The following is a 24,983-nucleotide window of genomic DNA, read 5'->3' as shown; positions in this document are numbered from 1 at the left end:
GATGAAAATTATCATACTGGGTGCCGGACAAGTGGGTGGCACATTAGCGGAGAACCTGGTCGGCGAAAACAACGATATCACCGTGGTAGATACCAATGGTGACCGCTTACGCAGCCTACAGGATAAGTTCGATCTTCGCGTTGTGCAGGGTCACGGCTCGCATCCTCGCGTTTTGCGTGAAGCAGGCGCAGATGATGCCGATATGCTGGTCGCAGTGACCAGCTCTGACGAAACAAATATGGTGGCCTGCCAGGTTGCCTATTCATTGTTTAACACGCCGAACCGCATCGCCCGTATTCGTTCACCTGACTACGTTCGTGACGCCGACAAACTTTTCCATTCAGAGGCAGTGCCAATCGATCACCTGATCGCGCCGGAACAACTGGTCATTGATAACATGTACCGCCTGATTGAATATCCGGGTGCCTTACAGGTCGTCAATTTCGCGGAAGGTAAAGTCAGCCTGGCGGTGGTGAAAGCTTACTATGGCGGGCCTCTGGTCGGTAATGCACTCTCCTCGATGCGCGAACATATGCCACATATCGACACCCGCGTAGCGGCGATTTTCCGTCATGACAGACCGATTCGACCACAGGGTTCGACTATCGTGGAAGCGGGCGATGAAGTTTTCTTCATTGCGGCATCACAGCATATCCGAGCAGTAATGAGTGAGCTTCAGCGCCTGGAAAAGCCGTACAAACGCATCATGCTTGTTGGCGGCGGGAATATCGGGGCCGGACTGGCGCACCGTCTGGAGAAAGAGTACAGCGTGAAGCTGATCGAACGCGATCAACAACGCGCAGCCGAGCTGGCTGAGAAACTGCAGAACACGATCGTGTTTTACGGTGATGCTTCGGATCAGGAATTATTGGCTGAGGAGCATATCGATCAGGTTGATCTGTTCATCGCAGTCACCAACGATGACGAAGCGAACATCATGTCGGCCATGCTAGCCAAACGCATGGGCGCCAAAAAGGTCATGGTACTGATCCAACGGCGGGCATATGTCGACCTGGTCCAGGGCAGCGTGATTGATATTGCCATATCTCCTCAACAAGCGACTATTTCGGCACTGCTAAGCCATGTGCGTAAAGCGGATATTGTCGGCGTCTCTTCTCTTCGTCGCGGTGTGGCAGAAGCCATTGAGGCCGTGGCCCACGGGGATGAAAGTACATCCCGCGTAGTTGGTCGCGTAATTGACGATATTAAGCTGCCGCCAGGCACAATCATCGGCGCTGTGGTTCGCGGGAATGAAGTACTGATCGCCAACGATAATTTACGCATCGAGCAAGGCGACCACGTCATTATGTTCCTGACGGATAAAAAGTTTATTACAGACGTCGAGCGACTCTTCCAGCCAAGTCCCTTCTTCCTGTAACCCTAAAAGGTGCTCAAATGAGCACCTTTTTTATTAACCCTTTATTATTTATGGGTTATTTATTCCATCTGACATCCCGTCTGTAATGGAAATCGACTAAACATTTGTTAAACTTATAAATGTCAGCTGGCACAAGGAGAATAAAATGAGCATTATTAAAGAGTTTCGCGAATTCGCGATGCGCGGAAACGTTGTTGATTTGGCGGTGGGTGTCATTATTGGTGCGGCATTTGGTAAAATAGTATCGTCACTTGTTGCCGATATTATTATGCCCCCCCTGGGATTAGTGATTGGCGGGGTCGACTTTAAGCAGTTTGCCGTGACGCTGCGCGATGCACAGGGTGATGTCCCGGCAGTTGTTATGCACTACGGTATATTCATTCAGAACATCTTTGATTTCGTGATCGTGGCATTTGCCATCTTTATGGCAATCAAACTGATCAACAAACTGAATCGTAAAAAAGAAGAACCGGCGGCAGCCCCTGCGCCAACGAAAGAAGAAGTTCTGCTGACTGAAATTCGTGACCTTCTGAAAGAACAAAACGCACGTTCTTAATCAGGACACTGAAAGCAGAAGGCCAGTGGTAAAAAAGTGCATCACTTTCTTGCCACTGGCCTCCCAATTGCCCCGGTTACCGTGTTTGCCCTTGCGCTCAAAACTCCCTTTCCCTTTCTTACTTTTCTCAACGCGTTGGCGAAACAGCGGGTCATGAAGTAACGCTTCGATAGCGTTGTCTTTAATTTGCCCCTTCGTGTGCTGATAGCGGCTCATATTCTCTCCGATTCTGTGTTTAAGACGGCGGGAGTGTAATCCCGGGCTGTTCTGAAATCAACATTCTGCCTTATCCGTTTCTGCTCCTTGCTCCAGAGCTTCAAGGATTGAACAATAAACGCTGCTGTGCGCAGTTCCACAGCATGCGTCGTTTAGGCGCTGCAAAGAACGTCGCATGGTTTCCAGCTGCGCAATTCTGGCTTCAACTTCATTCAGTCGCGCCTGAACAATACCTTTCGATTCCTGACAGGTGTGATGTTCAGGATCGACACGGATGGATAGCAGCTCACGAATCGCTTCAAGCGTAAATCCTAATTGGCTGCCGTGACGAATAAAACGTAAGCGCTGCAGGTCATTGTCGCTATAAAGTCGGAAGCCCCCTTCGGTGCGCACAGGGTTATCCATCATCCGCTGTTTTTCATAATAGCGGATGGTGTCGGGTGTTACGCCAGCAAGCTTTGCCAGTTCACCAATACGGAACATTATGGCTCCTCGTTGATTTTGTTGATCAGCTTATCGGCATACTCACCGCGTAAAAATTCAGTGTTAACTCCAGACTGTCGCAGTTTAAACTCAAGCAGAGTAAGACGGCGATGGAGTTCAGTAAAACGAGGATCGTCTTCGCGGATCCCTTTCAAAAGATCGGCAAGTTCAACAGCCTCTTTACGCTGCTCCAGTTCAGGTGGCAAACATCCCGCATTTTTCAGCAGCCGAAAGCCCGCACGCAATTCTACAGGAACATGCAAATCGTCATCAAGAAGCAGAGGCTCACCACTGCCTGGCAGGGAATCAAAATCACCTTTGCTTTGTGCATCGAGGATATGACGCTCGGCCCACTGATCCAGTATCCACATCGTGCGCGTCCGGGTGAACAAAAAGAGTACTGCTATTGTAGCGAGGTGGGGATTGTGAGGGTATAAAAAAACCCGCCGAAGCGGGTTTTTTCAAATCACTACAGATTACTCTGCAGCTGCTTCTGCTTTCGATTCAGAACGATCAACGAGCTCGATGTATGCCATCGGCGCATTGTCGCCTGCACGGAAGCCACACTTCAGAATACGAGTGTAACCACCGGCACGGCTCGCGAAACGCGGGCCCAGTTCGTTAAACAGTTTTGCCACGATCTCGTTATCACGAGTACGGGCGAATGCCAGACGACGATTAGCAACGCTATCAGTCTTGGCAAGAGTAATCAGCGGCTCAACTACGCGACGCAGCTCTTTCGCTTTAGGCAGGGTCGTCTTGATGATCTCATGACGAACCAGTGAACCTGCCATATTGCGGAACATAGCCTGGCGATGGCTGCTGTTGCGGTTCAGTTGACGACCACTCTTACGATGGCGCATGACCTTATCCTTCTCAGTAAAACCTTAACCTGTGATCCGGTTACTCGTCAGCAATGCTTGCCGGCGGCCAGTTTTCCAGGCGCATGCCCAGTGACAGACCACGAGAAGCCAGCACGTCTTTAATCTCAGTAAGAGATTTTTTACCCAGGTTCGGCGTTTTCAGCAACTCAACCTCGGTACGCTGTACCAGATCACCGATATAGTGGATAGCTTCTGCCTTAAGGCAGTTAGCAGAGCGGACAGTCAATTCCAGATCGTCAACAGGGCGCAGCAGGATCGGATCGAACTCTGGTTTCTCTTCTTTAACTTCCGGCTGACGTACATCACGTAAGTCAACGAAAGCTTCAAGTTGTTCCGCCAGAATGGTTGCCGCACGACGAATCGCCTCTTCAGGATCGATTGTGCCATTGGTTTCCATTTCGATGACCAGCTTGTCCAGGTCGGTACGCTGCTCAACACGCGCTGCTTCAACATTGTAGGCAATACGCTCTACAGGGCTGTAGCAGGCGTCGACCAGCAGACGGCCGATTGGGCGCTCATCTTCTTCCGAATGAATTCGGGCAGAAGCCGGCACATAACCACGACCGCGCTGAACTTTGATACGCATATTAATAGATGCGTTCTCATCGGTCAGGTGGCAGATAACATGCTGCGGCTTGACGATTTCGACATCACCGTCGTGGGTAATGTCGGCTGCGGTCACAGGGCCAATGCCAGATTTATTCAGAGTAAGAATAACTTCATCTTTACCCTGAACTCTCACCGCCAGCCCTTTCAGGTTGAGCAGGATTTCAAGGATATCTTCCTGAATGCCTTCTTTGGTGCTGTACTCATGAAGTACACCATCAATCTCAACCTCGGTCACCGCGCAACCCGGCATCGATGAGAGCAGAATACGGCGCAGTGCGTTACCCAAAGTATGGCCGAAGCCACGCTCTAAAGGCTCAAGGGTCACCTTGGCGTGCGTCGAACTCACTTGCTCGATATCGACCAGGCGCGGTTTTAGAAACTCTGTCACAGAACCCTGCATTGTGTCCTCTCTTTGGTACTAAGCTTTACTTGGAGTAAAGCTCGACGATCAGGTGTTCGTTAATGTCCGCAGACAGATCAGAACGCTCAGGCTGACGCTTGAACGTACCTTCCATCTTGCCAGCATCAACTTCCAGCCAGGTTGGCTTTTCACGCTGCTCAGCCAGCTCAAGAGCGGCTTTCACGCGAGATTGCTTTTTCGCTTTCTCACGAACGCTGACAACGTCATTCGCTTTAACCTGATAAGAAGCGATGTTAACAACACGACCGTTTACCATGATAGCTTTGTGGCTAACCAGCTGACGTGATTCAGCACGAGTAGCGCCGAAGCCCATACGGTATACAACGTTGTCCAGACGACCTTCCAGCAGAGCCAACAGGTTTTCACCGGTGTTGCCTTTCAGACGTGCTGCTTCTTTGTAGTAGTTACGGAACTGACGCTCCAGCACACCGTAGATACGGCGAACTTTTTGCTTTTCACGCAACTGCACACCATAGTCAGACAGACGCGGTTTACGCGCACCGTGCTGGCCAGGAGCTTGTTCAATTTTACACTTGGTATCGATCGCGCGAACGCCAGACTTAAGGAATAAGTCGGTGCCCTCACGACGGCTCAGCTTGAGCTTAGGACCCAAATATCTTGCCATTTTCTATCTCCAACTAACCTGGAAAACGTGGCGTTATACGCGACGTTTTTTCGGCGGACGACAACCGTTATGAGGGATCGGAGTCACATCAGTAATATTAGTGATGCGGAAACCAGCGGCGTTCAGAGCACGAATGGTAGATTCGCGACCCGGACCCGGACCTTTGACCATAACTTCCAGATTCTTGATACCGTAATCTTTTACGGCTTCAGCGCAACGCTCTGCTGCAACCTGAGCTGCAAACGGAGTGGATTTGCGTGAACCACGGAAACCGGAACCACCGGCTGTTGCCCAACCCAGTGCATTACCTTGGCGATCGCTGATGGTAACGATGGTGTTGTTGAAAGAAGCATGGATATGAGCCACGCCGTCAGAGACTTGTTTTCTTACACGCTTACGTGCACGAACTGGTGCCTTTGCCATTATTCAATCACCCCGATTATTTCTTGATCGGTTTGCGCGGACCCTTACGGGTACGTGCGTTGGTCTTCGTACGCTGACCGCGCACTGGCAGACCACGACGATGACGCAAACCGCGATAGCAACCAAGATCCATCAGGCGCTTGATGCTCATGCTGATTTCACGGCGCAGATCACCTTCAACGACAAATTTGGCAACTTCGTCACGCAGCGTGTCGATTTGTTCTTCAGACAGCTCACTGATCTTAACATCTTCAGCAATGCCCGCCGCCGCCAAGATGGCTTTGGAACGAGTTTTGCCGACACCGAAGATCGAAGTTAATGCGATCACGGCATGTTTCTGATCAGGAATGTTAATGCCTGCTATACGGGCCACTATGCACTCCTACTATTTAATATGTACGCACCATGCCGAAAAGCCCGTTTTCAGGATACTCAAATGGATACGCACAGACATACAAAAAGATTGGCTGGCTAATCTAGCCAGCTCAACCCAACTTTGCAAGAAAAATATGCGAAATAATCAGCCTTGGCGCTGTTTATGCTTCGGCTCGGCACTGCAAATCACACGGATGACACCATCACGCTTAACGATTTTGCAGTTACGGCATAATTTCTTGACGGAAGCACGAACTTTCATTTTTACTCTCCGTAACTTCTCAGGCGACCATTAACGGCCGTAGCCTTTCAGGTTCGCCTTCTTCAATGCAGACTCATACTGACTAGACATCATCAGAGTTTGCACTTGAGCCATAAAGTCCATAATCACGACAACAACGATAAGTAACGATGTTCCACCGAAGTAGAACGGCACTTTCATTGCATCACGCATGAACTCCGGGATCAGGCAGATAAAAGTGATGTACAACGCACCAACCAAAGTCAGGCGGGTCATTACTTTATCGATATACTTCGCCGTTTGTTCTCCCGGACGAATTCCTGGTACGAATGCACCGGACTTCTTCAGGTTATCTGCTGTTTCACGCGGGTTGAAAACCAACGCCGTATAGAAGAAACAGAAGAAGATGATTGCAGACGCATAGAGTAACACATAAAGCGGTTGCCCAGGCTGCAAATACAGCGAAATTGTTGTCAGCCAGTTCCAACCAGTACCGCCCCCGAACCATGACGCGATGGTCGCCGGGAACAGAATAATACTGGAAGCGAAAATTGCCGGGATTACCCCCGCCATATTCACTTTCAGCGGTAAATGTGTGCTCTGTGCAGCATAGACACGACGACCTTGCTGGCGTTTCGCGTAGTTTACCACAATGCGGCGTTGACCACGTTCAACAAACACAACAAAGAAGGTCACTGCAAATACTAATACTGCAACCAACAGCAACAGGAGGAAGTGCAGGTCGCCTTGACGCGCTTGCTCGATAGTATGGGCGATGGCCGGCGGGAGACCCGCAACGATACCGGCGAAGATAATGATCGAGATACCGTTACCGATACCACGTTCAGTAATCTGTTCGCCGAGCCACATCAGGAACATAGTCCCTGTGACCAGACTTACAACAGCGGTGAAGTAGAATGCAAAGCCCGGATTAATCACCAGGCCTTGCATACCAGGCATATTCGGCAGACCGGTAGCAATACCGGTTGCCTGGAATATTGCCAGCACCAGAGTGCCGTAGCGGGTGTACTGACTAATCTTACGACGGCCAGATTCCCCTTCCTTCTTGATCTCTGCCAGCGTCGGGTGAACCACCGTCAGCAGCTGGATAATGATCGATGCCGAAATGTACGGCATGATACCCAAGGCAAAGATAGAAGCACGGCTGAGAGCACCACCAGAGAACATGTTAAACATTTCAATGATGGTGCCTCGCTGTTGCTCAAGCAGTTTGGCAAGTACAGCGGCATCGATACCAGGGATCGGAATAAAAGAGCCAATACGGAACACAATCAGCGCACCAATCACAAACAGAAGTCTGCGTTTCAGTTCGCCGAACCCACCTTTGGCACTTTGAAAATCTAATCCCGGTTGCTTAGCCATTCTGCTACTTATTCCTCAATTTTACCGCCAGCAGCTTCGATAGCAGCACGAGCGCCTTTAGACACGCGCAGGCCGTTAACAGTTACCGGACGAGTTACTTCACCAGCCAGAATCACTTTCGCGAATTCGATCTGGATACCGATAATGTTAGCCGCTTTCAGCGTGTTCAGGTCTACAACGTCGCCTTCTACTTTAGCCAGATCAGACAGACGAACTTCAGCTGTGATCATTGCTTTACGTGAAGTGAAACCGAACTTCGGCAGACGACGGTACAGAGGCATCTGGCCACCCTCGAAACCGCGACGTACGCCACCGCCAGAACGAGAGTTCTGACCTTTGTGACCACGACCACCGGTTTTACCGAGGCCAGAACCGATACCACGACCCAGGCGTTTACCCGCCTTTTTGGAGCCTTCGGCCGGAGACAGAGTATTTAAACGCATCTCTTACTCCTCAACTTTAACCATGTAGGAAACCGCGTTGACCATACCACGAACAGCGGGAGTATCCTCGCGTTCCACGGTGTGGCCAATACGACGCAGACCCAGGCCAAGCAGCGTTGCCTTATGTTTCGGCAGACGACCGATTGCACTGCGGGTTTGAGTAATTTTAATAGTCTTTGCCATGGTCATTACCCCAGAATTTCTTCAACGGATTTACCACGCTTGGCAGCGACCATTTCTGGAGAATTCATATTTTCCAGGCCATCGATAGTTGCACGAACCACGTTAATCGGGTTGGTGGAACCATACGCTTTAGCCAGAACGTTATGAACTCCAGCGACTTCCAGGACGGCGCGCATTGCACCACCGGCGATGATACCGGTACCTTCAGAAGCCGGCTGCATGAATACACGAGAACCCGTGTGAACACCTTTTACAGGGTGTTGCAGGGTGCCGTGGTTCAGCGCGACGTTAATCATATTGCGACGGGCTTTTTCCATCGCTTTCTGGATCGCTGCTGGAACTTCACGCGCTTTACCGTAACCAAAACCTACGCGGCCGTTACCATCACCAACTACAGTCAGAGCTGTGAAGGAGAAAATACGACCACCTTTAACGGTTTTAGATACGCGGTTAACCGCGATCAGCTTTTCCTGCAGTTCGCCAGCTTGTTTTTCGATGTGAGCCATCTTACACCTCTACCTTAGAACTGGAGGCCAGCTTCACGGGCAGCATCTGCCAGTGCCTGGACACGACCATGATATTGGAACCCGGAACGGTCAAAGGAAACATCTTTGATGCCTTTTTCCAGAGCGCGTTCAGCGACAGCTTTACCCACAGCTGCTGCAGCGTCTTTGTTACCGGTGTACTTCAGTTGTTCAGAGATAGCTTTTTCTACAGTAGAAGCAGCTACCAGAACTTCAGAACCGTTCGGTGCAATTACCTGTGCGTAAATATGACGCGGGGTACGATGTACCACCAGGCGAGTTGCGCCCAGCTCTTGGAGCTTGCGGCGTGCGCGGGTCGCACGACGGATACGAGCAGATTTCTTATCCATAGTGTTACCTTACTTCTTCTTAGCCTCTTTGGTACGCACGACTTCGTCGGCGTAACGAACACCCTTGCCTTTATAAGGCTCAGGACGACGGTAGGCGCGCAGATCTGCTGCAACCTGACCGATCACCTGCTTATCAGCGCCTTTCAGCACGATTTCAGTTTGAGTCGGACATTCTGCAGTAATACCTGCTGGCAGCTGATGTTCAACAGGGTGCGAGAAACCTAAAGACAGGTTTACTGCGTTCCCTTTGATCGCTGCACGATAACCTACACCAACCAGCTGCAGCTTCTTAGTGAAGCCTTCGGTAACACCGACAACCATTGAGTTCAGCAGGGCACGCGCGGTACCAGCCTGAGCCCAACCATCCACGAAACCATCACGTGGACCGAAGGTCAGAGCATTATCAGCATGTTTAACTTCAACAGCAGCGTTGAGAGTACGAGTCAGCTCGCCGTTTTTACCTTTGATCGTAATAACCTGACCGTCGATTTTTACATCAACGCCGGCAGGAACAACGACCGGTGCTTTAGCAACACGAGACATTTTTTCCTCCGATTAGGCTACGTAGCAGATAATTTCGCCACCAAGACCAGCTTGGCGCGCTGCACGATCAGTCATAACACCTTTAGAGGTAGAAATAACTGCGATACCCAGACCCGCCATAACTTTCGGCAGCTCATCTTTTTTCTTATAGATGCGCAGACCTGGGCGGCTGACACGCTGAATGCTTTCTACAACAGCTTTACCCTGGAAGTACTTAAGCGTCACTTCCAGTTCCGGCTTGGTGTCGCCTTCAACTTTAAATTCTTCAATAAAACCTTCTTCCTTCAGCACGTTGGCAATTGCCACTTTCAGCTTGGAGGAAGGCATGGTGACCGCAGCTTTGTTCGCGGCCTGACCGTTACGGATACGGGTCAGCATATCCGCGATCGGATCTTGCATGCTCATCTGTCTTTACTCCCGTGATTCAATTGGTGACAATTACCAGCTAGCCTTTTTCAAGCCAGGTACTTCACCGCGCATTGCGGCTTCACGAAGCTTGATACGGCTCAACCCGAACTTGCCCACATAACCATGTGGACGACCAGTCTGGCGGCAGCGGTTACGCTGACGGGACGGGCTGGAATCACGCGGCAGACTTTGCAGCTTGAGAACTGCGTTCCAACGATCTTCGTCAGAAGCGTTTACATCAGAGATGATCGCTTTCAGTTCAGCGCGTTTCGCGAAGTATTTTTCAGCTAAAGCTACGCGTTTAACTTCGCGTGCTTTCATTGATTGCTTAGCCATTAAGTAACCCTACCTTACTTGCGGAACGGGAAGTCAAAGGCAGCCAGCAGAGCACGGCCTTCTTCATCAGAATTCGCAGTAGTGGTAATGGTAATATCCAAACCACGAACGCGGTCGACTTTGTCATAGTCGATTTCTGGGAAGATGATCTGCTCACGGACACCCATGCTGTAGTTACCACGACCATCGAAAGACTTAGCGGACAAGCCGCGGAAGTCACGAATACGTGGAACAGCAATAGTGATCAGGCGCTCAAGGAACTCCCACATGCGTTCGCCACGCAGAGTTACTTTACAGCCGATCGGATAGCCCTGACGGATTTTGAAGCCTGCAACTGATTTGCGTGCTTTGGTGATCAACGGCTTTTGACCGGAGATAGCTGTCAAATCAGCTGCTGCATTATCCAGCAGTTTCTTATCAGCGATCGCTTCACCAACACCCATGTTCAGGGTGATCTTCTCGACCCGAGGGACTTGCATGACAGAATTGTAGCTAAACTCAGTCATGAGTTTCTTAACTACTTCGTCTTTGTAGTAATCATGCAGTTTCGCCATCGTACTACTCCAAATTACTTGATAGTTTCGCTGTTAGACTTGAAGAAACGGACTTTTTTGCCGTCTTCGAATCTAAAGCCTACACGGTCAGCCTTGCCGGTTGCCGCATTGAAGATTGCAATGTTAGAGATCTGAAGCGCAGCTTCTTTCTCAACAATGCCACCTGGTTGGTTCAGGGCCGGAACCGGCTTCTGATGTTTCTTAACCAGGTTGATACCTTCAACAATGACCTTGCCGGAAGACAGGACATTTTTTACTTTACCGCGTTTACCTTTATCTTTACCGGTTAACACGATAACTTCGTCATCACGACGGATCTTCGCTGCCATGATTCGCTCCTTAGAGTACTTCTGGTGCCAGAGAGATAATTTTCATGAACTTTTCATTACGCAGTTCACGAGTTACCGGCCCAAAAATACGCGTGCCGATTGGCTGCTCGCTGTTATTGTTTAAAATAACGCATGCATTACCATCGAAGCGAATGACAGAACCGTCCGGGCGACGAACACCCTTCTTGGTGCGCACCACTACCGCTTTCAGCACATCGCCTTTTTTCACCTTACCACGTGGAATTGCTTCCTTGATGGTAATCTTGATGATATCGCCGACGCCTGCGTAGCGACGGTGCGAGCCACCCAGAACCTTGATACACATTACGCGACGCGCACCGGAGTTGTCGGCGACGTTCAGCATAGTCTGTTCTTGGATCATTTTAGTGCTCCGCTAATGTCAACTACTACTGAGACCCTAAATTCAGAGCCGTTAAAAAACCCCATATCGGGGGCGCGGCATTATAACACCGGTTCCAGAATATGGGTAGAAAAAATAAACGGCTCATTTCTGAGCCGTTTATTCGTTTGAGAATGCGTACTCTATTACAGAACCGCTTTCTCTACAACGCGAACCAGCGTCCAGGACTTAGTCTTGGACAGTGGACGGCATTCGCGGATAATTACCACGTCGCCGATACCACATTCGTTGTTCTCGTCATGTACGTGCAGTTTGGTCGTACGCTTGATGAATTTCCCGTAGATCGGGTGCTTCACAACACGTTCGATGGCAACAACAATGGATTTCTCCATTTTATCGCTGACAACGCGACCTTGCAGAGTACGGATTTTATCGGTCATTACGCACCCGCCTTCTGAGTCAGTAAAGTCTTAACACGTGCAATATTACGACGAACCTGCTTCTGCAGGTGAGTCTGTTGCAGCTGGCCGCTTGCAGCCTGCATACGCAGGTTGAATTGCTCGCGCAGCAGGTTAAGCAGCTCGGTGTTCAGCTCTTCAACGCTCTTTTCACGCAGCTCATTTGCTTTCATTACATCACCGTCTTAGTTACAAAGGTGGTTTTGATAGGCAGTTTCGCTGCTGCCAGGCCGAAGGCTTCACGGGCCAGCTCTTCCGGAACACCGTCCATTTCATACAGGACTTTACCCGGCTGAATCAAGGCAACCCAATACTCCACGTTACCTTTACCTTTACCCATACGAACTTCCAGCGGCTTCTCGGTGATCGGTTTGTCCGGGAATACACGGATCCAGATCTTACCTTGACGCTTAACTGCACGGGTCATAGCACGACGTGCTGCTTCGATCTGACGTGCAGTCAGACGACCACGGCCAACAGCTTTCAGACCGAAAGTGCCGAAGCTAACATCCGTACCCTGCGCCAGACCACGGTTGCGGCCTTTGTGCACTTTACGGAATTTTGTACGCTTTGGTTGTAACATCAGCGACGCTCCTTATTTACGGCCTTTACGCTGCTGCTTTTTAGGTTGAGCAGCCGGTTCCGGTTGTTCAACAGCAGCCATACCACCCAGGATCTCGCCTTTGAAGATCCATACCTTAACGCCGATTACACCGTAAGTGGTGTGCGCTTCAGAGGTGTTGTAGTCAATGTCAGCACGCAGAGTGTGCAGAGGTACGCGACCTTCGCGGTACCATTCGGTACGTGCGATTTCCGCGCCGCCCAGACGGCCGCTAACTTCAACTTTAATCCCTTTAGCGCCAAGACGCATTGCGTTCTGTACAGCACGCTTCATAGCACGACGGAACATAACGCGACGTTCCAGCTGAGAAGTGATGCTGTCAGCAACCAATTTTGCGTCCAGTTCTGGCTTACGAACTTCGGCGATATTGATCTGTGCAGGAACGCCAGCGATATCCGCTACGACCTTGCGCAGTTTTTCTACGTCTTCGCCTTTCTTACCGATAACGATGCCAGGGCGAGCAGTGTGAATAGTCACACGGATGCTCTTAGCTGGACGCTCGATTACGATACGAGATACGGACGCTTTTGCCAGTTCCTTAGTCAGGTACTGACGTACTTTAAAATCGCTGTCCAGGTTGTCAGCGAATTCTTTGGTGTTCGCAAACCAGGTAGAGTTCCAAGGTTTTACAATACCCAGGCGAATACCATTAGGATGTACTTTCTGACCCATTGCTAGTCTCCAGAGTCTCAGCGATCGGACACAACCACAGTAATGTGGCTGGTGCGCTTCAGGATGCGATCTGCACGACCTTTTGCACGAGGCATAATGCGCTTCATGCTAGGGCCTTCGTCTACGAAAATCTTCGTAACTTTCAGATCGTCAATGTCAGCGCCATCGTTGTGTTCAGCGTTAGCAATGGCAGATTCCAGAACCTTCTTGACCAGTACAGCCGCTTTCTTATTGGTGTAGGTCAGAATATCCAGGGCCTGCGACACTTTCTTACCGCGAATCAGGTCAGCAACAAGGCGAACCTTCTGAGCAGAAGAACGAGCATGGCGATGTTGAGCTAAAGTTTCCATCTCTTCCTCCTACCTTATTTCTTCTTCGCTTTTTTATCAGCAGCATGGCCGCGATAAGTACGAGTCGGTGCGAATTCACCCAGTTTGTGACCGACCATTTCGTCGGAAACAAATACCGGAACGTGCTGACGACCATTATGGACAGCGATGGTCAAACCGATCATGTTAGGAAAGATCGTTGAACGACGGGACCAAGTGCGCAGGGGCTTCTTGTCACCGCTTTCCACCGCTTTCTCTACCTTCTTCAGCAAGTGCAGGTCAATAAAAGGACCTTTCTTGAGAGAACGTGGCATGGCTTATCCTCTAATATTATTTGCTACGGCGACGTACGATAAATTTATCAGTACGCTTGTTGCTGCGGGTCTTCTTACCTTTGGTCTGAACGCCCCACGGAGTTACCGGGTGCTTACCAAAGTTACGACCTTCACCACCACCATGTGGGTGGTCGACTGGGTTCATCGCAGTACCGCGAACGGTAGGGCGAATACCACGCCAGCGTGCAGCACCTGCTTTACCCAGAACGCGCAGCATATGCTCAGCATTGCCAACTTCGCCCAGGGTTGCACGGCAGTCTGCTTCGACTTTACGCATTTCACCAGAACGCAGACGCAGGGTGACATAAGCACCATCACGAGCAACGATCTGAACGTAAGTACCAGCGGAACGTGCCAGCTGACCGCCTTTACCTGGTTTCATTTCTACGTTATGAACGGTAGAACCAACCGGGATATTGCGCATCGGCAGGGTGTTGCCTGCTTTGATTGCAGCATCAACGCCAGACTGAATCTGGTCGCCAGCTTTCAGGCCTTTAGGGGCCAGGATGTAACGGCGTTCGCCATCTTTGTACAGAACCAGCGCGATGTTCGCGGAACGGTTCGGATCGTACTCAAGACGTTCAACAATTGCCGGGATACCATCTTTGTTGCGTTTGAAGTCAACAATACGGTATGCCTGCTTGTGACCACCACCAATATGACGAGTGGTGATACGGCCATTGTTGTTACGACCACCGGATTTGCTGTTTTTTTCCAGCAGCGGAGCAAAAGGTTTGCCCTTGTGCAGCTCAGGGTTGACCACTTTAACTACGTGACGACGACCCGGAGATGTCGGTTTACATTTAACAACTGCCATTGTATTACTCCTCCGACTTACTCAGCGCCGCCAACGAAGTCCAGATTCTGGCCTTCTTCCAGGGTGACGTAAGCTTTTTTCCAGTCGCTACGACGACCGACACGCTGTCCGTGACGCTTCACCTTGCCTTTAACGACCAGGGTACGTACGGTATCAACTTTGACTTCAAACAGTTTCTGCACAGCAGCTTTAACTTCTGCTTTAGTCGCGTCTATAGCAACTTTGAGAACGATGGTATTGGTTTTTTCCATCGCAGCAGACGCTTTTTCAGAAACGTGCGGTGCACGAAGCACTTTCAGCAAACGTTCTTCACGAATCATGCCAGCATCTCCTCAACTTGCTTAACAGCATCGGCAGTCATTACGACTTTGTCGAAGGCGATCAAGCTAACCGGGTCGATACCAGTCGCGTCACGTACGTCAACCTTGTGCAGGTTACGTGCGGCCAGGAACAGGTTCTCGTCCAGCTCACCGGTGATGATTAATACATCTTCCAGAGCCATGTCTTTCAGTTTCTGTGCCAGCAGCTTAGTTTTAGGCGCTTCTACAGAGAACGTCTCGACAACGATCAGACGATCCTGACGTACCAGTTCGGACAGAATGCTTTTCAGCGCGCCGCGGTACATCTTTTTGTTAACTTTTTGACTGTGGTCCTGCGGGCGTGCAGCGAAGGTTACACCACCGGAACGCCAGATCGGGCTCTTTACAGAACCTGAACGCGCACGGCCGGTACCTTTCTGGCGCCACGGCTTTTTACCGGATCCAGTTACTTCAGCACGGGTCTTCTGAGCACGAGTACCCTGACGAGCACCAGCTGCATAAGCAACAACAACCTGGTGAACCAGCGCTTCGTTGAAGTCACGACCGAAGGTAGTTTCGGAAACAGTCAGCGCGCTCTGCGCGTCTTTCAATACTAATTCCATTGCTATCTCCTCACGCCTTCACAGCTGGTTTAACGATCAGGTCGCTACCGGTTGCACCGGGAACAGCACCTTTAACCAGCAGCAGGTTGCGCTCAGCGTCAACACGTACTACGTCCAGGCTCTGAACGGTAACGCGTTCATTACCCAGCTGACCTGCCATCTTCTTGCCTTTGAACACTTTGCCCGGAGTCTGGTTCTGACCGATAGAACCCGGAACACGGTGGGACAAGGAGTTACCGTGAGTAGCGTCCTGGGTACGGAAGTTCCAGCGCTTAACGGTACCGGCGAAACCTTTACCTTTAGAGGTACCGGTTACGTCAACTTTTTTAACTTCAGCAAACAGTTCAACGCTAATGTCCTGACCTACGGTGAACTCTTCGCCTTCAGCGAGGCGGAATTCCCACAGACCACGGCCAGCATCTACGCCAGCTTTAGCGAAGTGACCTGCTTCCGGCTTAGTTACGCGGCTAGCTTTTTTAGCACCGGTGGTAACTTGAACAGCACGGTAGCCGTCGTTAGCCAGGTCTTTAACCTGAGTAACACGGTTTGCTTCAACTTCGATTACGGTTACTGGGATAGATACGCCATCTTCAGTGAAGATGCGGGTCATACCCACTTTTTTACCGACTAAACCAATCATTGTATCAACCTCTCAATCGCTCGATGACCTGATTAACCCAGGCTGATCTGCACGTCTACACCGGCAGCCAGGTCCAGACGCATCAGAGCATCAACGGTTTTCTCGGTTGGCTCAACGATGTCAACCAGACGCTTGTGAGTGCGAATCTCGTACTGATCACGCGCGTCTTTGTTAACGTGCGGAGAGATCAGAACGGTAAAGCGCTCTTTGCGGGTCGGCAGCGGGATCGGACCGCGTACCTGCGCACCAGTGCGCTTGGCAGTCTCGACGATTTCCGCGGTTGATTGATCAATCAGACGATGATCAAACGCTTTAAGGCGGATACGGATTCTTTGGTTCTGCATGAGACCAGAGCTCCAATTATTTTATAAACGAAATGGCCACTCCTCACACCCATTACGATTGATGGGGGAGCGTAACCGTTCTTGCGTAGTTCCCCAATTGGGAACATTGTCGACAACAAACAACATTGTCGGAGTTCATATCGAACCCGCCGTCAATTTTGACAAGCCCGCGCATTATACGTAAATCTGGCCACGACGCAAGCAGTGTTTATAAATACGCCATCTGTAATCTGCGGCCTCGTGCGCAAGTACTTCTGTATTGAACGCATCAGTAACGCACACTGTGGAAGCGTTCTCGACGATCTGACTTTCCGTGTTTGTCTATGAATCGGTTTCTGAGAATACTCACGGCTTCTGCTCATTCAGGTAAAGCCTATGCCAGTCACCGCCCTCCCCTTCATCGTTATCTACTGCGTATTAACAGGTCTACTTGCCTGGTATGACTACAAAACTGGCCTGCTTCCAGATCGTCTGGTTTGTCCGTTACTCTGGTGTGGGATGCTGTTTTATGTGGTGATTAAACCCCAACACCTGCCCTCTTCCGTAATTGGGGCAATCGCGGGCTACTGCAGTCTGGCTGGTCTGTACTGGCTCTATAAGGGAATTCGGCATAAAGAAGGGCTAGGCTATGGTGATGTGAAATTCTTTGCGGCTCTCGGGGCATGGCATGGATGGCAGCAGCTGCCGGTGCTGATAACAATCGCGACGGCTACCGCGCTGCTTTTTGTGTGCTTCGAAGCGATCATCGCTCGCTCAGGCCAGGCATTAAAAAACCCGCTACGGTTTGGCCCATTTCTGAGCGCAGCGGGTCTGCTTATTGGCTTTCAGACGTGGTGGACTATTCTTCCACTTTGATCTGGGATTGCAGGTAGTTTTGAATTCCCAACTTACCAATCAGATCGAGTTCTGTTTCAAGCCAGTCGATGTGTCCTTCCTCATCGGCCAGGATTTCAATCATCATATCGCGGCTGACATAATCATGAACGGTGTCAGCATAGGCGATTGCCTCACGGAGATCTTTGGCACCCTCGAGTTCAAGCCTGAGGTCAGACTGCAGCATTTCTTCGACATCTTCACCAATGCCAAGCTTGCCGAGATCCTGCAGATTAGGAAGGCCTTCAAGAAATAAAATACGTTCGATATATTTATCGGCGTGTTTCATCTCATCGATGGATTCATGGTATTCGACATCATTGAGGCGCGTCAGGCCCCAGTTTTTGAACATTCTCGCATGGAGAAAGTATTGATTGATTGCGACAAGCTCATTTCCCAATAATTTATTGAGATAACTTATGATTTTAACATCACCTTTCATTATATAGTCCCTCCGCTTCCACTCATAGAAGCGTAGAACGGGCTACAGGGATGTCAAAAAAAAGACCGAAGGCTCATGCTATCTCTTTAAATTCCGGCATCTGAGTTAATTCGTCCTGCATAATCTCGCGCGCGGCGCGAATGCACTTACCACATTGATTTCCCACGGGAATGAACTTGCGGAGTTGTTGAAAAGATTGCGGATGAAACTGGCGAACAGCCTGACGAATTTTTTTATCGCTTACACCATTACACAAACAAACGTACATGATCGCTCCCGTTCAATTTATGCTCAAAGTGTAAATGAGAATAGTTATGATTACAATAGCACAATTATGGAACCGGTGCGGGAGAAAGCGGACAAAATGAAAACAACTGTGTCAGTGGTAAATTATAAATAGCGAAAAGGGCGCCGAAGCGCCCTTTTTTAGTCAAAACTAATTAACGAGTAATTAGCTGATGACTTTAGCAACAACGCCCGCACCTACAGTACGGCCGCCTTCACGGATTGCGAAACGCAGACCGTCATCCATCGCGATTGGGTGGATCAGGGTAACAACCATTTTGATGTTGTCGCCTGGCATTACCATCTCAACGCCTTCTGGCAGTTCGATGGTACCGGTCACGTCAGTTGTACGGAAGTAGAACTGTGGACGGTAGCCTTTGAAGAACGGAGTATGACGGCCGCCTTCATCTTTGGACAGGATGTACACTTCAGATTCGAACTTGGTGTGCGGGTTGATTGAACCCGGCTTGGCCAGAACCTGACCACGTTCGATTTCTTCACGTTTGATACCACGCAGCAGAACACCAACGTTCTCACCAGCACGGCCTTCGTCCAGCAGTTTGCGGAACATTTCAACGCCAGTACAGGTAGTTTTCGCAGTTTCTTTGATACCAACGATTTCTACTTCTTCACCAACTTTAACGATACCGCGCTCTACACGACCGGTAACAACAGTACCACGGCCGGAGATGGAGAATACGTCTTCGATTGGCAGCAGGAATGGCTTGTCGATCGCACGTTCTGGTTCTGGGATGTAAGAATCCAGGAAACCAGCCAGTTCGATGATTTTAGCTTCCCACTCAGCTTCGCCTTCCAGCGCTTTCAGCGCGGAACCACGAACGATAGGTGTGTCGTCGCCTGGGAAATCGTACTGGGACAGGAGTTCACGAACTTCCATCTCAACCAGTTCCAGCAGCTCTTCGTCATCAACCATGTCACATTTGTTCAGGAACACGATGATGAAAGGAACGCCTACCTGACGACCCAGCAGGATGTGCTCACGAGTCTGTGGCATAGGGCCATCAGTCGCAGCAACAACCAGGATAGCGCCATCCATCTGCGCAGCACCGGTGATCATGTTTTTAACATAGTCGGCGTGGCCTGGGCAGTCTACGTGTGCGTAGTGGCGAGTCGGGGTGTCATATTCAACGTGGGAAGTGTTGATGGTGATACCACGAGCTTTTTCTTCTGGTGCGTTATCGATCTGGTCGAATGCGCGAGCAGCGCCGCCGTAGGTCTTAGCCAGTACGGAGGTGATTGCTGCAGTCAGAGTAGTTTTACCATGGTCGACGTGGCCGATAGTACCAACGTTGACGTGCGGTTTTGTACGTTCAAATTTTTCTTTAGACACGGCTATATTCCTTACTATAGTGCTCTCCCCTCAAGGAGAGAGCACGGGACATTAGTTTTAACCTTGCGGCTTATTTGCCACGAGCTTCGATAACGGCCTGAGCAACGTTGTTCGGCGCGTCGTCGTACTTCAAGAACTCCATGGAGTAAGAAGCACGACCTTTGGTCAGAGAACGCAGCTGAGTTGCATATCCGAACATTTCAGACAGCGGAACTTCAGCGTGAATCTGAACGCCAGTAGCGTTAGATTCCTGACCTTTCAGCTGACCACGACGACGGCTAAGGTCACCGATAACATCACCGGTGTTCTCTTCTGGAGTTTCAACTTCAACCTTCATGATAGGCTCAAGCAGAACTGGTTTTGCTTTCTTAAAGCCATCTTTGAAGGCGATAGAAGCAGCCAGTTTAAACGCCAGCTCAGAGGAGTCAACGTCATGGTATGAACCGAAGTGCAGACGCACGCCGAGATCAACAACCGGGTAACCAGCCAGTGGACCAGCTTTCAGCTGCTCCTGGAGGCCTTTATCAACGGCAGGGATGAATTCACCAGGAATTACACCACCTTTGATGTCGTTGACGAACTCGTAGCCTTTCGGATTTGAGCCCGGCTCCAGTGGGTACATGTCGATAACAACATGACCGTACTGACCACGACCACCAGACTGCTTGGCGTGTTTACCTTCGATATCGGTAACTTTCGCGCGAATCGCTTCGCGGTAAGCAACCTGAGGTTTACCGACGTTCGCTTCAACGTTGAATTCACGCTTCATGCGGTCAACGATGATGTCGAGGTGCAGCTCGCCCATACCAGCGATGATGGTCTGGTTAGACTCTTCGTCAGTCCATACGCGGAATGACGGGTCTTCTTTAGCCAGACGACCCAGAGCCAGACCCATTTTTTCCTGGTCAGCTTTGGTTTTCGGCTCAACGGCGATGGAGATTACCGGTTCTGGGAATTCCATACGCTCCAGAATGATCACGTTGTCCGGATCACAGATGGTGTCACCTGTGGTCACGTCTTTCAGACCGATTGCTGCAGCGATGTCGCCTGCGCGAACTTCTTTGATCTCTTCACGTTTGTTAGCGTGCATCTGAACGATACGACCAAAACGCTCACGAGCCGATTTCACTGGGTTATAAACAGTGTCACCAGAGTTAACCACGCCAGAGTACACGCGGAAGAACGTCAGGTTACCCACGAATGGGTCGGTTGCGATTTTGAACGCCAGTGCAGAGAACGGCTCTTCATCACTTGCGTGACGCTCAGCCGGGGTGTCTTTACCGTCGTCCAGCAGACCGTTGATCGCAGGTACGTCAACTGGGGATGGCAGGTAATCAATTACCGCATCCAGCATCGCCTGAACACCTTTGTTCTTAAATGCAGAACCACAGGTAACAAGGATGATTTCGTTGTTCAGAACGCGCTGACGCAGAGCAATCTTGATTTCTTCCTCGGTCAGCTCTTCGCCGCCCAGGTATTTTTCCATCAGCTCTTCGGAAGCTTCCGCAGCGGATTCGATCAGGTTCTGGTGCCATTCGTCAGCCAGGTCCTGCATTTCTGCTGGGATATCTTCGTAGGTGAAAGTTACACCCGCGTCTTCTTCGTTCCAGTTGATGGCTTTCATTTTCACCAGGTCAACAACACCGGTGAAACCTTCTTCAGCACCAATCGCCAGCTGCAGCGGAACAGGGTTCGCGCCCAGACGGGATTTGATCTGACCAACAACTTTCAGGAAGTTAGCACCCATACGGTCCATTTTGTTAACGAACGCGATGCGTGGAACTTTGTATTTGTTCGCCTGACGCCATACGGTTTCAGACTGCGGCTGAACACCACCAACTGCGCAGTAAACCATTACCGCACCGTCAAGAACACGCATGGAACGTTCAACTTCGATGGTGAAGTCAACGTGGCCCGGGGTGTCGATGATGTTTACGCGATGCGGTTCATACTGCTTCGCCATACCAGACCAGAATGCAGTAGTTGCTGCGGAGGTAATGGTAATACCACGCTCCTGCTCCTGCTCCATCCAGTCCATGGTTGCGGCGCCGTCGTGTACTTCACCGATTTTATGGTTTACACCGGTGTAGAACAGGATACGTTCGGTAGTAGTGGTTTTACCGGCGTCGATGTGCGCACTGATACCAATGTTACGGTAGCGTGCGATGGGTGTTGTACGAGCCATTTGATTCCTCGTTTATTTCTTTAGACGTTCTGATTAAGTAACCCAAAGCGAGCAACTTATCTGAAGCGCTCGCCTGGGGACTAACACTCCGAAGGGATTACCAACGGTAGTGAGCGAACGCCTTGTTGGCTTCTGCCATACGGTGAACGTCTTCACGTTTCTTAACTGCAGTACCTTTGTTGTCTGCAGCATCAGTGAGTTCGTTCGCCAGACGCAGGGCCATTGATTTATCACCGCGTTTACGAGCAGCTTCTACGATCCAACGCATTGCCAGGGCATTACGACGAACCGGACGAACTTCAACTGGAACCTGATAAGTAGAACCACCAACGCGGCGAGACTTAACTTCTACAGTCGGGCGCACGTTGTCGAGAGCGACTTCGAAAGCTTCCAGTTCATTTTTTCCAGAACGCTGAGCCAGGGTCTCCAGCGCGCTGTATACGATTGATTCTGCAGTAGATTTTTTACCATCTACCATCAGGATGTTGACAAATTTAGCCAGCAGTTCTGATCCGAACTTAGGATCCGGCAGGATTTTACGCTGACCAATGACGCGACGACGTGGCATGGGAATACTCCGTTGTTAATTCAGGATTGTCCAAAACTCAAAGAGTTTAGTTTTGACATTAATATAAAACGTTTGGCCTTACTTAACGGAATCCATTAAGCCTTAGGACGCTTCACACCATACTTGGAACGAGCTTGCTTACGGTCTTTAACACCGGAGCAGTCAAGCGCACCACGAACGGTATGGTAACGAACACCCGGAAGGTCTTTTACACGACCGCCACGGATCAGGATCACGGAGTGTTCCTGCAGGTTGTGACCTTCACCGCCGATGTAGGAGGTGACTTCGAAACCGTTAGTCAGACGCACACGGCAAACTTTACGCAGTGCGGAGTTAGGTTTCTTAGGAGTGGTGGTATATACACGAGTACATACGCCACGTTTCTGCGGGCAGGCTTCCAGCGCAGGCACGTTGCTTTTAGCAACTTTGCGAGTGCGTGGTTTGCGAACCAGCTGATTTACTGTTGCCATTAAATAGCTCCTGGTTTTAGCTTTTGCTTCGTAAACACGTAATAAATCGCCTCATATAATATGAGGACGCGAAATTTTAGGGCCACGCCGAAAAGGTGTCAAGAAATATACAACGATCTCTGTTACCAGGTGAGTTGTCCCGGATGCTGGATCGTGAGTCTGACGAAGTCATTATAGCTAACCCTGACGACAGCGCTCGAAATTTGACCAGCGAGGCCGCGGGCCTCAATGTCCTCATCTAACGCATACAGAGATATGGGGGCGGCGCGGAGAATATCAAGGAAGCGGCAACCGTCCAGGGCAGCAATGACGCCGTCTGACAGTAGCAGCAGGTCATCGCCCGGGCTGACTAAACGAAGCTGGGCGCTGATATCATGTTGCCAGGGAGAGTGGCTAAGGGTATGCAGCATCGTTACCTCAGAATCGCAAAATCACATCGTAATCATCGAGCCGCTGACGGAGCAAAACAGGCTCCAGAATTTCTGACTCAATAATAAAAGAAGATTCACTCAAACCACGCTCGCGCAGCGAAGCGGCGCATAGCCAGCAGTTTTCGATGTCATAGAGCGCCATCAGCTTAAAAGTAGGAATGTAGTCGCGAGCCAGAATGTTTGCAGGATGTTGGTTACTGAGAAGCTGGAACACACCGTCACCGACAAAAAAGACGCCAATCTCTTCTGTTAGCGCCGAAGTTGCCAGCAACGCATCAAGCCCTTCCCTTCCGGCACTGCTACCGTGCGGGGCGGTCATAAAGACATAGGCTACGCGTTTCATCAGAATTGCACCATTCGATCGCAGGTCAGGGAGGCCTCAGCCAGCGCACCCAGCCCACTTAACGTGAAGCCAGGCTGCAGATTGAAACCAGTCAAACCGAGCTGTTTCGCTTCGGTTTCTTCGGTCACCCCACGACGTAACGCCGCGGCGACACAGATATGCAGCGCCACACCATGTTTTTCATGCAGAGACTGCCAGGCCCGTACCACATCAAACTCATCATTTGCCGGCGCGGTAAGCTGGTTGGCGTTATAAACCCCTTCACGATAGAAGAACACGCTCACGAGTTCATGCCCTTCAGCCAGCACGGCGTTCGCAAACTGCCATGCACTGCTGGACTGCTGGGTGCCGTAGGCTGGGCCCGTCACCATCAGGGCAAAACGCATTACTTATCTTGCCCCTGGAAATCGCCACTTTTGAACTGGCGGATGTAGAGATAGACGGTGTGTTTGGAAATATTCAAACGATCGGCGACTTGGTTGATAGCGTCTTTGATATCGAAAATTCCTTTCTCGTAGAGGTTAAGCACGATCTGGCGATTTTTGGCATTGTTAGAAACGTTGCGATCGGCGTTGACCTCTTCGATGGTGAATTCCAGCGTCTGAGTCACAAGGTCTTCCACGGAGGAAGCAAAGTTCACCTGGGAGTTCACTTCCGGGATTTCCGGCGGAATAAAGGTGCCCATGATTTGCGAGAACGGGACATCAAGATTCATGTTGATACACAGCAGCCCAATCACACGCTGTTCACGATTGCGGATAGCGATCGTGACAGACTTCATCAGCACGCCGCTTTTCGCGCGAGTGAAATAGCATTTGGATACGCTACTGTCTGCGCCGGTCATGTCATGAAGCATGCGTAGCGCTAAATCAGTAATAGGAGAGCCGATTTTACGGCCGGTGTGTTCACCGTTGGCAATACGGATGGCGGAACATTTGAGATCCTGCAAAGAGTGCAGCACGATTTCGCAATGGGAGCCAATGAGCATCGCTAACCCGTCCACAACCGCTTCGTAAGATTTCAAAATATCAAAATCGGTCTGGTCGAAAGGACGTTGATCCAGTAAATCGAGCTCACTGGTTTCGTTGGTTAAAAGCGACCTGGACATGAAAAAAAGCACTCCTTTTCAGGAGCCTGTCGTTTGTTGTCAGGGCAGGCTCATTATCATCATCAAAATTGAGGCATCTAAAGTAATACGCACACCAGGCACTTTCCAGTCTTAATTATACTCGTCATACTTCAAGTTGCATGTACGTTGGCTTCACCTGCTC

Annotated in this window: 44 protein-coding genes; 3 read left to right on the top strand and 41 right to left on the bottom strand. The window is 50.3% G+C overall.

Going from position 1 to position 24,983, the window contains the following annotated elements:
- Nucleotide 1 precedes the first annotated feature (1 nt).
- Together trkA and mscL are read left to right on the top strand one after the other, a co-directional pair.
- The gene (trkA, locus tag MUU51_RS11880; RefSeq protein ID WP_159776915.1) at nt 2–1,378 is read left to right on the top strand and encodes a Trk system potassium transporter TrkA; all 1,377 of its coding nucleotides are present in this window, start codon (nt 2–4) and stop codon (nt 1,376–1,378) included.
- 145 nt (nt 1,379–1,523) lie between these two features.
- Complete coding sequence (gene mscL / locus MUU51_RS11875; RefSeq protein WP_159776916.1) at nt 1,524–1,934, top strand: large-conductance mechanosensitive channel protein MscL; 411 nt, start codon at nt 1,524–1,526, stop codon at nt 1,932–1,934.
- Here mscL and arfA read toward each other — a convergent pair whose 3' ends face one another.
- The 31 genes from arfA to rpsJ form a co-directional block, all read right to left on the bottom strand.
- Entirely contained in the window at nt 1,935–2,150 is a 216-nt protein-coding gene (arfA, locus tag MUU51_RS11870; protein ID WP_110512473.1) for an alternative ribosome-rescue factor ArfA, read from the bottom strand.
- A gap of 57 nt (nt 2,151–2,207) precedes the next feature.
- A complete protein-coding gene (gene zntR / locus MUU51_RS11865) occupies nt 2,208–2,633 on the bottom strand; it encodes a Zn(2+)-responsive transcriptional regulator (protein WP_258967808.1) in 426 nt (141 codons plus the stop codon).
- Entirely contained in the window at nt 2,633–3,004 is a 372-nt protein-coding gene (locus MUU51_RS11860) for a DnaJ family domain-containing protein (RefSeq protein WP_258967807.1), read from the bottom strand. The genes zntR and MUU51_RS11860 overlap by 1 nt, the downstream gene beginning before the upstream one ends.
- A gap of 105 nt (nt 3,005–3,109) precedes the next feature.
- Nucleotides 3,110–3,496, bottom strand: coding sequence for a 50S ribosomal protein L17 (rplQ, locus tag MUU51_RS11855; protein ID WP_001216372.1), 387 nt, complete (start codon nt 3,494–3,496; stop codon nt 3,110–3,112).
- Between the two features lie 40 nt (nt 3,497–3,536).
- On the bottom strand, nt 3,537–4,526 hold the full coding sequence (locus tag MUU51_RS11850; protein ID WP_110512470.1) for a DNA-directed RNA polymerase subunit alpha: 990 nt from the start codon (nt 4,524–4,526) through the stop codon (nt 3,537–3,539).
- Nucleotides 4,527–4,551: 25 nt separating this feature from the next.
- A complete protein-coding gene (gene rpsD, locus MUU51_RS11845; protein WP_097165007.1) occupies nt 4,552–5,172 on the bottom strand; it encodes a 30S ribosomal protein S4 in 621 nt (206 codons plus the stop codon).
- A gap of 33 nt (nt 5,173–5,205) precedes the next feature.
- Nucleotides 5,206–5,595, bottom strand: coding sequence for a 30S ribosomal protein S11 (gene rpsK, locus MUU51_RS11840; RefSeq protein WP_043081126.1), 390 nt, complete (start codon nt 5,593–5,595; stop codon nt 5,206–5,208).
- 16 nt (nt 5,596–5,611) lie between these two features.
- The gene (rpsM, locus tag MUU51_RS11835) at nt 5,612–5,968 is read right to left on the bottom strand and encodes a 30S ribosomal protein S13 (RefSeq protein WP_097165006.1); all 357 of its coding nucleotides are present in this window, start codon (nt 5,966–5,968) and stop codon (nt 5,612–5,614) included.
- A 147-nt stretch (nt 5,969–6,115) separates the two neighbouring features.
- Nucleotides 6,116–6,232: a 50S ribosomal protein L36 gene (gene rpmJ / locus MUU51_RS11830; protein WP_000868187.1), complete on the bottom strand. Its 117-nt coding sequence runs from the start codon at nt 6,230–6,232 to the stop codon at nt 6,116–6,118.
- A 30-nt stretch (nt 6,233–6,262) separates the two neighbouring features.
- Nucleotides 6,263–7,594, bottom strand: a complete 1,332-nt coding sequence (secY, locus tag MUU51_RS11825) for a preprotein translocase subunit SecY (protein WP_110512469.1) — start codon at nt 7,592–7,594, stop codon at nt 6,263–6,265.
- 8 nt (nt 7,595–7,602) lie between these two features.
- On the bottom strand, nt 7,603–8,037 hold the full coding sequence (gene rplO / locus MUU51_RS11820; protein ID WP_110512468.1) for a 50S ribosomal protein L15: 435 nt from the start codon (nt 8,035–8,037) through the stop codon (nt 7,603–7,605).
- Nucleotides 8,038–8,040: 3 nt separating this feature from the next.
- Complete coding sequence (rpmD, locus tag MUU51_RS11815) at nt 8,041–8,220, bottom strand: 50S ribosomal protein L30 (RefSeq protein ID WP_004846568.1); 180 nt, start codon at nt 8,218–8,220, stop codon at nt 8,041–8,043.
- A gap of 5 nt (nt 8,221–8,225) precedes the next feature.
- Nucleotides 8,226–8,726 carry a 30S ribosomal protein S5 gene (rpsE, locus tag MUU51_RS11810; RefSeq protein WP_002438697.1) on the bottom strand — a complete coding sequence of 167 codons (501 nt, stop codon included), beginning with the start codon at nt 8,724–8,726 and terminating at the stop codon, nt 8,226–8,228.
- A 14-nt stretch (nt 8,727–8,740) separates the two neighbouring features.
- The gene (gene rplR, locus MUU51_RS11805) at nt 8,741–9,094 is read right to left on the bottom strand and encodes a 50S ribosomal protein L18 (protein WP_006817270.1); all 354 of its coding nucleotides are present in this window, start codon (nt 9,092–9,094) and stop codon (nt 8,741–8,743) included.
- Between the two features lie 9 nt (nt 9,095–9,103).
- Nucleotides 9,104–9,637: a 50S ribosomal protein L6 gene (rplF, locus tag MUU51_RS11800; RefSeq protein ID WP_110512467.1), complete on the bottom strand. Its 534-nt coding sequence runs from the start codon at nt 9,635–9,637 to the stop codon at nt 9,104–9,106.
- A 12-nt stretch (nt 9,638–9,649) separates the two neighbouring features.
- The gene (gene rpsH / locus MUU51_RS11795; protein WP_097165001.1) at nt 9,650–10,042 is read right to left on the bottom strand and encodes a 30S ribosomal protein S8; all 393 of its coding nucleotides are present in this window, start codon (nt 10,040–10,042) and stop codon (nt 9,650–9,652) included.
- A gap of 33 nt (nt 10,043–10,075) precedes the next feature.
- Entirely contained in the window at nt 10,076–10,381 is a 306-nt protein-coding gene (rpsN, locus tag MUU51_RS11790) for a 30S ribosomal protein S14 (RefSeq protein ID WP_074780832.1), read from the bottom strand.
- 14 nt (nt 10,382–10,395) lie between these two features.
- A complete protein-coding gene (gene rplE / locus MUU51_RS11785) occupies nt 10,396–10,935 on the bottom strand; it encodes a 50S ribosomal protein L5 (RefSeq protein WP_110512466.1) in 540 nt (179 codons plus the stop codon).
- A gap of 14 nt (nt 10,936–10,949) precedes the next feature.
- Nucleotides 10,950–11,264, bottom strand: coding sequence for a 50S ribosomal protein L24 (rplX, locus tag MUU51_RS11780; RefSeq protein ID WP_159776919.1), 315 nt, complete (start codon nt 11,262–11,264; stop codon nt 10,950–10,952).
- A 10-nt stretch (nt 11,265–11,274) separates the two neighbouring features.
- Complete coding sequence (gene rplN, locus MUU51_RS11775; RefSeq protein WP_000613954.1) at nt 11,275–11,646, bottom strand: 50S ribosomal protein L14; 372 nt, start codon at nt 11,644–11,646, stop codon at nt 11,275–11,277.
- Between the two features lie 164 nt (nt 11,647–11,810).
- Nucleotides 11,811–12,065, bottom strand: a complete 255-nt coding sequence (gene rpsQ / locus MUU51_RS11770) for a 30S ribosomal protein S17 (protein WP_110512464.1) — start codon at nt 12,063–12,065, stop codon at nt 11,811–11,813.
- Nucleotides 12,065–12,256, bottom strand: coding sequence for a 50S ribosomal protein L29 (gene rpmC / locus MUU51_RS11765; RefSeq protein ID WP_125355000.1), 192 nt, complete (start codon nt 12,254–12,256; stop codon nt 12,065–12,067). Before rpmC ends, rpsQ begins: the two co-directional genes overlap by 1 nt.
- The gene (gene rplP / locus MUU51_RS11760; protein WP_002919759.1) at nt 12,256–12,666 is read right to left on the bottom strand and encodes a 50S ribosomal protein L16; all 411 of its coding nucleotides are present in this window, start codon (nt 12,664–12,666) and stop codon (nt 12,256–12,258) included. Before rplP ends, rpmC begins: the two co-directional genes overlap by 1 nt.
- A gap of 12 nt (nt 12,667–12,678) precedes the next feature.
- Nucleotides 12,679–13,377 (bottom strand): 30S ribosomal protein S3, encoded by a 699-nt coding sequence (gene rpsC, locus MUU51_RS11755; protein ID WP_006817277.1) that lies wholly within the window; start codon nt 13,375–13,377, stop codon nt 12,679–12,681.
- A gap of 17 nt (nt 13,378–13,394) precedes the next feature.
- Nucleotides 13,395–13,727, bottom strand: a complete 333-nt coding sequence (rplV, locus tag MUU51_RS11750; protein WP_000448832.1) for a 50S ribosomal protein L22 — start codon at nt 13,725–13,727, stop codon at nt 13,395–13,397.
- Between the two features lie 14 nt (nt 13,728–13,741).
- Entirely contained in the window at nt 13,742–14,020 is a 279-nt protein-coding gene (gene rpsS, locus MUU51_RS11745; protein WP_001138115.1) for a 30S ribosomal protein S19, read from the bottom strand.
- A gap of 16 nt (nt 14,021–14,036) precedes the next feature.
- A complete protein-coding gene (gene rplB / locus MUU51_RS11740) occupies nt 14,037–14,858 on the bottom strand; it encodes a 50S ribosomal protein L2 (protein ID WP_159762032.1) in 822 nt (273 codons plus the stop codon).
- Nucleotides 14,859–14,875: 17 nt separating this feature from the next.
- Nucleotides 14,876–15,178, bottom strand: a complete 303-nt coding sequence (gene rplW, locus MUU51_RS11735) for a 50S ribosomal protein L23 (RefSeq protein ID WP_110512461.1) — start codon at nt 15,176–15,178, stop codon at nt 14,876–14,878.
- The gene (gene rplD / locus MUU51_RS11730) at nt 15,175–15,780 is read right to left on the bottom strand and encodes a 50S ribosomal protein L4 (RefSeq protein WP_049839665.1); all 606 of its coding nucleotides are present in this window, start codon (nt 15,778–15,780) and stop codon (nt 15,175–15,177) included. The genes rplW and rplD overlap by 4 nt, the downstream gene beginning before the upstream one ends.
- A 10-nt stretch (nt 15,781–15,790) precedes the next feature.
- Nucleotides 15,791–16,420 (bottom strand): 50S ribosomal protein L3, encoded by a 630-nt coding sequence (gene rplC / locus MUU51_RS11725; RefSeq protein ID WP_110512459.1) that lies wholly within the window; start codon nt 16,418–16,420, stop codon nt 15,791–15,793.
- Between the two features lie 32 nt (nt 16,421–16,452).
- Nucleotides 16,453–16,764, bottom strand: a complete 312-nt coding sequence (rpsJ, locus tag MUU51_RS11720; RefSeq protein ID WP_001181005.1) for a 30S ribosomal protein S10 — start codon at nt 16,762–16,764, stop codon at nt 16,453–16,455.
- 375 nt (nt 16,765–17,139) lie between these two features.
- Here rpsJ and MUU51_RS11715 point away from each other — a divergent pair, with 375 nt between their 5' ends.
- A complete protein-coding gene (locus MUU51_RS11715) occupies nt 17,140–17,619 on the top strand; it encodes a prepilin peptidase (RefSeq protein ID WP_258967806.1) in 480 nt (159 codons plus the stop codon).
- On the opposite strand, the gene bfr is transcribed toward MUU51_RS11715, so the two are convergent.
- The 10 genes from bfr to MUU51_RS11665 all read right to left on the bottom strand — a co-directional run bounded on the left by bfr (nt 17,603) and on the right by MUU51_RS11665 (nt 24,820).
- On the bottom strand, nt 17,603–18,079 hold the full coding sequence (bfr, locus tag MUU51_RS11710; protein WP_159776921.1) for a bacterioferritin: 477 nt from the start codon (nt 18,077–18,079) through the stop codon (nt 17,603–17,605). The two genes, MUU51_RS11715 and bfr, sit on opposite strands and share 17 nt — an antisense overlap.
- Nucleotides 18,080–18,152: 73 nt before the next feature.
- Nucleotides 18,153–18,347, bottom strand: coding sequence for a bacterioferritin-associated ferredoxin (gene bfd, locus MUU51_RS11705; protein WP_110512443.1), 195 nt, complete (start codon nt 18,345–18,347; stop codon nt 18,153–18,155).
- 183 nt (nt 18,348–18,530) lie between these two features.
- On the bottom strand, nt 18,531–19,715 hold the full coding sequence (gene tuf / locus MUU51_RS11700; protein ID WP_258967805.1) for an elongation factor Tu: 1,185 nt from the start codon (nt 19,713–19,715) through the stop codon (nt 18,531–18,533).
- A gap of 70 nt (nt 19,716–19,785) precedes the next feature.
- Complete coding sequence (gene fusA, locus MUU51_RS11695) at nt 19,786–21,900, bottom strand: elongation factor G (RefSeq protein ID WP_258967804.1); 2,115 nt, start codon at nt 21,898–21,900, stop codon at nt 19,786–19,788.
- A 97-nt stretch (nt 21,901–21,997) separates the two neighbouring features.
- Nucleotides 21,998–22,468 carry a 30S ribosomal protein S7 gene (gene rpsG, locus MUU51_RS11690; RefSeq protein WP_110511749.1) on the bottom strand — a complete coding sequence of 157 codons (471 nt, stop codon included), beginning with the start codon at nt 22,466–22,468 and terminating at the stop codon, nt 21,998–22,000.
- 95 nt (nt 22,469–22,563) lie between these two features.
- Nucleotides 22,564–22,938, bottom strand: coding sequence for a 30S ribosomal protein S12 (gene rpsL, locus MUU51_RS11685; protein ID WP_043956330.1), 375 nt, complete (start codon nt 22,936–22,938; stop codon nt 22,564–22,566).
- 122 nt (nt 22,939–23,060) lie between these two features.
- The gene (gene tusB, locus MUU51_RS11680) at nt 23,061–23,348 is read right to left on the bottom strand and encodes a sulfurtransferase complex subunit TusB (protein ID WP_159769740.1); all 288 of its coding nucleotides are present in this window, start codon (nt 23,346–23,348) and stop codon (nt 23,061–23,063) included.
- A 7-nt stretch (nt 23,349–23,355) separates the two neighbouring features.
- A complete protein-coding gene (gene tusC / locus MUU51_RS11675) occupies nt 23,356–23,712 on the bottom strand; it encodes a sulfurtransferase complex subunit TusC (RefSeq protein WP_159769737.1) in 357 nt (118 codons plus the stop codon).
- The gene (tusD, locus tag MUU51_RS11670) at nt 23,712–24,098 is read right to left on the bottom strand and encodes a sulfurtransferase complex subunit TusD (protein ID WP_258967803.1); all 387 of its coding nucleotides are present in this window, start codon (nt 24,096–24,098) and stop codon (nt 23,712–23,714) included. The genes tusC and tusD overlap by 1 nt, the downstream gene beginning before the upstream one ends.
- Nucleotides 24,098–24,820, bottom strand: coding sequence for a helix-turn-helix transcriptional regulator (locus tag MUU51_RS11665; protein WP_125355799.1), 723 nt, complete (start codon nt 24,818–24,820; stop codon nt 24,098–24,100). The genes tusD and MUU51_RS11665 overlap by 1 nt, the downstream gene beginning before the upstream one ends.
- Between the last annotated feature and the right edge of the window lie 163 nt (nt 24,821–24,983).

It is taken from the genome of Scandinavium manionii (genome assembly GCF_024764775.1).
Classification (GTDB): domain Bacteria; phylum Pseudomonadota; class Gammaproteobacteria; order Enterobacterales; family Enterobacteriaceae; genus Scandinavium; species Scandinavium manionii.
This window is presented reverse-complemented; position numbering and strand designations above follow the sequence as displayed.

Coding starts and splice junctions, on each gene's coding strand:
- trkA (WP_159776915.1), top strand. CDS start 2: ATGAAAATTATCATACTGGGTGCCGGACAAGTGGGTGGCACATTAGCG.
- mscL (WP_159776916.1), top strand. CDS start 1,524: ATGAGCATTATTAAAGAGTTTCGCGAATTCGCGATGCGCGGAAACGTT.
- arfA (WP_110512473.1), bottom strand. CDS start 2,150: ATGAGCCGCTATCAGCACACGAAGGGGCAAATTAAAGACAACGCTATC.
- zntR (WP_258967808.1), bottom strand. CDS start 2,633: ATGTTCCGTATTGGTGAACTGGCAAAGCTTGCTGGCGTAACACCCGAC.
- MUU51_RS11860 (WP_258967807.1), bottom strand. CDS start 3,004: ATGTGGATACTGGATCAGTGGGCCGAGCGTCATATCCTCGATGCACAA.
- rplQ (WP_001216372.1), bottom strand. CDS start 3,496: ATGCGCCATCGTAAGAGTGGTCGTCAACTGAACCGCAACAGCAGCCAT.
- MUU51_RS11850 (WP_110512470.1), bottom strand. CDS start 4,526: ATGCAGGGTTCTGTGACAGAGTTTCTAAAACCGCGCCTGGTCGATATC.
- rpsD (WP_097165007.1), bottom strand. CDS start 5,172: ATGGCAAGATATTTGGGTCCTAAGCTCAAGCTGAGCCGTCGTGAGGGC.
- rpsK (WP_043081126.1), bottom strand. CDS start 5,595: ATGGCAAAGGCACCAGTTCGTGCACGTAAGCGTGTAAGAAAACAAGTC.
- rpmJ (WP_000868187.1), bottom strand. CDS start 6,232: ATGAAAGTTCGTGCTTCCGTCAAGAAATTATGCCGTAACTGCAAAATC.
- secY (WP_110512469.1), bottom strand. CDS start 7,594: ATGGCTAAGCAACCGGGATTAGATTTTCAAAGTGCCAAAGGTGGGTTC.
- rplO (WP_110512468.1), bottom strand. CDS start 8,037: ATGCGTTTAAATACTCTGTCTCCGGCCGAAGGCTCCAAAAAGGCGGGT.
- rpmD (WP_004846568.1), bottom strand. CDS start 8,220: ATGGCAAAGACTATTAAAATTACTCAAACCCGCAGTGCAATCGGTCGT.
- rpsE (WP_002438697.1), bottom strand. CDS start 8,726: ATGGCTCACATCGAAAAACAAGCTGGCGAACTGCAGGAAAAGCTGATC.
- rplR (WP_006817270.1), bottom strand. CDS start 9,094: ATGGATAAGAAATCTGCTCGTATCCGTCGTGCGACCCGCGCACGCCGC.
- rplF (WP_110512467.1), bottom strand. CDS start 9,637: ATGTCTCGTGTTGCTAAAGCACCGGTCGTTGTTCCTGCCGGCGTTGAT.
- rpsH (WP_097165001.1), bottom strand. CDS start 10,042: ATGAGCATGCAAGATCCGATCGCGGATATGCTGACCCGTATCCGTAAC.
- rpsN (WP_074780832.1), bottom strand. CDS start 10,381: ATGGCTAAGCAATCAATGAAAGCACGCGAAGTTAAACGCGTAGCTTTA.
- rplE (WP_110512466.1), bottom strand. CDS start 10,935: ATGGCGAAACTGCATGATTACTACAAAGACGAAGTAGTTAAGAAACTC.
- rplX (WP_159776919.1), bottom strand. CDS start 11,264: ATGGCAGCGAAGATCCGTCGTGATGACGAAGTTATCGTGTTAACCGGT.
- rplN (WP_000613954.1), bottom strand. CDS start 11,646: ATGATCCAAGAACAGACTATGCTGAACGTCGCCGACAACTCCGGTGCG.
- rpsQ (WP_110512464.1), bottom strand. CDS start 12,065: ATGACCGATAAAATCCGTACTCTGCAAGGTCGCGTTGTCAGCGATAAA.
- rpmC (WP_125355000.1), bottom strand. CDS start 12,256: ATGAAAGCAAATGAGCTGCGTGAAAAGAGCGTTGAAGAGCTGAACACC.
- rplP (WP_002919759.1), bottom strand. CDS start 12,666: ATGTTACAACCAAAGCGTACAAAATTCCGTAAAGTGCACAAAGGCCGC.
- rpsC (WP_006817277.1), bottom strand. CDS start 13,377: ATGGGTCAGAAAGTACATCCTAATGGTATTCGCCTGGGTATTGTAAAA.
- rplV (WP_000448832.1), bottom strand. CDS start 13,727: ATGGAAACTTTAGCTCAACATCGCCATGCTCGTTCTTCTGCTCAGAAG.
- rpsS (WP_001138115.1), bottom strand. CDS start 14,020: ATGCCACGTTCTCTCAAGAAAGGTCCTTTTATTGACCTGCACTTGCTG.
- rplB (WP_159762032.1), bottom strand. CDS start 14,858: ATGGCAGTTGTTAAATGTAAACCGACATCTCCGGGTCGTCGTCACGTA.
- rplW (WP_110512461.1), bottom strand. CDS start 15,178: ATGATTCGTGAAGAACGTTTGCTGAAAGTGCTTCGTGCACCGCACGTT.
- rplD (WP_049839665.1), bottom strand. CDS start 15,780: ATGGAATTAGTATTGAAAGACGCGCAGAGCGCGCTGACTGTTTCCGAA.
- rplC (WP_110512459.1), bottom strand. CDS start 16,420: ATGATTGGTTTAGTCGGTAAAAAAGTGGGTATGACCCGCATCTTCACT.
- rpsJ (WP_001181005.1), bottom strand. CDS start 16,764: ATGCAGAACCAAAGAATCCGTATCCGCCTTAAAGCGTTTGATCATCGT.
- MUU51_RS11715 (WP_258967806.1), top strand. CDS start 17,140: ATGCCAGTCACCGCCCTCCCCTTCATCGTTATCTACTGCGTATTAACA.
- bfr (WP_159776921.1), bottom strand. CDS start 18,079: ATGAAAGGTGATGTTAAAATCATAAGTTATCTCAATAAATTATTGGGA.
- bfd (WP_110512443.1), bottom strand. CDS start 18,347: ATGTACGTTTGTTTGTGTAATGGTGTAAGCGATAAAAAAATTCGTCAG.
- fusA (WP_258967804.1), bottom strand. CDS start 21,900: ATGGCTCGTACAACACCCATCGCACGCTACCGTAACATTGGTATCAGT.
- rpsG (WP_110511749.1), bottom strand. CDS start 22,468: ATGCCACGTCGTCGCGTCATTGGTCAGCGTAAAATCCTGCCGGATCCT.
- rpsL (WP_043956330.1), bottom strand. CDS start 22,938: ATGGCAACAGTAAATCAGCTGGTTCGCAAACCACGCACTCGCAAAGTT.
- tusB (WP_159769740.1), bottom strand. CDS start 23,348: ATGCTGCATACCCTTAGCCACTCTCCCTGGCAACATGATATCAGCGCC.
- tusC (WP_159769737.1), bottom strand. CDS start 23,712: ATGAAACGCGTAGCCTATGTCTTTATGACCGCCCCGCACGGTAGCAGT.
- tusD (WP_258967803.1), bottom strand. CDS start 24,098: ATGCGTTTTGCCCTGATGGTGACGGGCCCAGCCTACGGCACCCAGCAG.
- MUU51_RS11665 (WP_125355799.1), bottom strand. CDS start 24,820: ATGTCCAGGTCGCTTTTAACCAACGAAACCAGTGAGCTCGATTTACTG.